1 protein-coding gene and 2 rRNA genes are annotated in these 1,571 nt (G+C 36.2%); 2 read left to right on the top strand and 1 reads right to left on the bottom strand.

Going from position 1 to position 1,571, the window contains the following annotated elements; translation table 11 throughout:
- Nucleotides 1–9: 9 nt before the first annotated feature.
- Nucleotides 10–126, top strand: a 5S ribosomal RNA gene (gene rrf / locus M3610_RS27380).
- A gap of 88 nt (nucleotides 127–214) precedes the next feature.
- Here rrf and M3610_RS27375 read toward each other — a convergent pair.
- Nucleotides 215–979, bottom strand: coding sequence for a sulfite exporter TauE/SafE family protein (locus M3610_RS27375; RefSeq protein ID WP_251463611.1), 765 nt, complete (start codon nucleotides 977–979; stop codon nucleotides 215–217).
- Nucleotides 980–1,476: 497 nt separating this feature from the next.
- Between M3610_RS27375 and M3610_RS27370 the strand changes: the two genes are divergently transcribed.
- Nucleotides 1,477–1,571, top strand: a 16S ribosomal RNA gene (locus M3610_RS27370); the annotation flags it as partial.

Below are 1,571 nucleotides of genomic sequence, written 5' to 3'. Positions count from 1 at the left end.
ACAAAATAGTCTGGCAGCAATGGCGAGAAGGTCACACCCGTTCCCATACCGAACACGGAAGTTAAGCTTCTCAGCGCCGATGGTAGTTGGGACACGCGTCCCTGTGAGAGTAGGACGTTGCCAGGCAGATTTAAAACAACCTGAAAAGGTTGTTTTTTTGTGTTATAGATAATTGGATAGTGTTACAAGACAAAATTATTTAAAAGCATCGATATTAAATTAGTTTAAAACCACTAATCAAAATCATGATTGCCATAATCGTTTTTAGTGGTTTCGATGGTAATTTGGGTGATAAAGTACTTCCTAAAATAACTCCAGGGATCGATCCCATCAAAAGGTTAAACATTAATGGATAATCCACATTACCGATTCCCGCATGCATCATCCCTGCAGCGGAGACTAATAAAAAAGCATGAGCGATATCGGTTCCTACCAATTTTGAAGGACTCAATCTGTATAAGTAAATCATAACCAAGGCAAACAATGACCCAGATCCAATCGATGTTAATCCAACAATAAATCCTAAAATAGCCCCGACACAAATTGTTAAACCCCTTTTTTCATGCATCGGCTTCTTTTGAAAATAATTCCATTCAACTTTATTTTCCATAAATGTTTTAATTAATGTGGCCAATGCCACCAAAATTAAAACGTAACCCAATGTGTGCTTAATGACCTGCTCTTGGTTATGAAAAAAGGTTTCAAATAATTGGAGAATTCCGACTGAGCAGATTGCACTTGGAATACTGCCAATCGCAAGATACTTTACTAACTTAAAGTTTATCGTCTTCTGCCTCCAATGTTGAAAAGTACCAAAAAGCTTGGTTATGGAATTATAAACAAGATCTGTACCAACAGCAATTGATGGACTGATTCCTAACAATATTAAAATCGGTGTTAATAAGGCAGCGCCTCCAACACCTGTTAACCCCACCAGAAAACCAATTAAAAGACCCATTACAATTATCCCTATGCTCATAAGGCGCACACTCCAAATTAGCTTATCTAAATTTATTTATACCGATAAAATATGAAAGAGTTAGACAACTGTGACATAACTTGTATGCCCAAAAAAAGGACTCAACTCCAAGCTGCTTCCTGAACTAGGTTTATGTAGAATGTTTTTTCGAAGGAATAATCTCAAAGTTAATGAGGAATGCATAAAATGAACCCATTTTCATTGTGATCATTAGAAAAAAATTCTATTGAATGTTTTTAGCTAGGATGTTATTATAAGAAAGTTCCTTTCTGAACGAGTCAAAACGTTTTAAGAATTTTATTTATGTAATTGACAACTTTGAAGAGGATATGTTATAATATTTATTGTCGCTTTTTGAAACTATTAATCTTCTACACAATAGTAACAAGAAGAAGTATTGTTCTTTGAAAACTAAACAAACAAAATCGTGCAAACAAACAATAAACTTTAGTTTCAGCAATGAAACTAAGCCAACGTAACAAATGAGCTAATCAACTTTCTTGGAGAGTTTGATCCTGGCTCAGGACGAACGCTGGCGGCGTGCCTAATACATGCAAGTCGAGCGGGACTCTTCGGAGTCTAGCGGCGGACG

This window comes from Neobacillus sp. MER 74, assembly GCF_023714155.1.
This window is presented reverse-complemented; position numbering and strand designations above follow the sequence as displayed.